The organism is Prevotella sp. MGM2, assembly GCF_002933955.1.
Taxonomy (GTDB): Bacteria; Bacteroidota; Bacteroidia; order Bacteroidales; family Bacteroidaceae; genus Alloprevotella.
In genome coordinates this window covers 1-765 of the sequence record NZ_BEWW01000008.1, presented here as the reverse complement: position 1 = coordinate 765, position 765 = coordinate 1, and the positions used below count along the sequence as shown (strand labels likewise).

1 protein-coding gene and 1 pseudogene are annotated in these 765 nt (G+C 39.1%); both read left to right on the top strand.

The window, feature by feature from the left end; genetic code table 11:
• Positions 1 to 128 (top strand): annotated as a pseudogene (locus tag C5S62_RS13700) (hypothetical protein); the annotation flags it as partial.
• Positions 129 to 383: 255 nt separating this feature from the next.
• The coding region (locus tag C5S62_RS13695; RefSeq protein WP_371411174.1) for a DUF6597 domain-containing transcriptional factor at positions 384 to 765 on the top strand (382 nt) is incomplete at its 3' end.

The window sequence follows — 765 nt, the reverse complement described above, 5'->3', positions numbered from 1 at the left end:
CGGAGAAGAAGGCGATGGCGTTGCTCTACAAGTTGGAGAAACATACCATCGATCTGGTGAAACTGAGCCGGGAGATCGTGGAGCTTTCAAGGGAGATGTATGCCAAGCGGGAACAACAGAAAGGATAAATTCCATTGTACACCTAAAAAATACAGTAGATACACAGCCCTGTGAAATAATGCGAAACGCCGAGAATTTCATTGGGCCCGGCATATCATCATTGGACGTTCGGAACTATATGCGAAAGATGGAAATCGACCAAAAGGATTGAAAATATAATTCCACCTATCATAGAAACGACTTTGTCATTATGCGCAATCGTTTCTATGTTTCATTTACCTCTTTTTACTTAGTAATCAACACAAAATTATTACTTTTGTAAAATGATTCAAAAGGAATTCGATTTTTACAGACCATGTAAGCTATTGCAACCTTACGTGAGATATTATTGGGTATTCAAAAGTAACCAGTTTTTGAATACTCTGACTTTTCCTATCGGTTGCTCTCAAATCATTTTCCATAAACAAGCACCGTTATATATCCCTGAACTAAATGTTACACAAGACAAACTGACTGTGAGCGGACAAGTTAATTTCTCGTCACACCTATATGCAGACGGAAATACGGAAATGATAGTGGTTGTATTCCACCCTCACGCCATGAGTATGTTTCTGAACATGCCGACATCGCTCTTTTACAATCAAGAAGTGTCCGGTTACAGCCTTGAAAACAAAAGTTTGAATGAACTGGCTACACGAATATTCG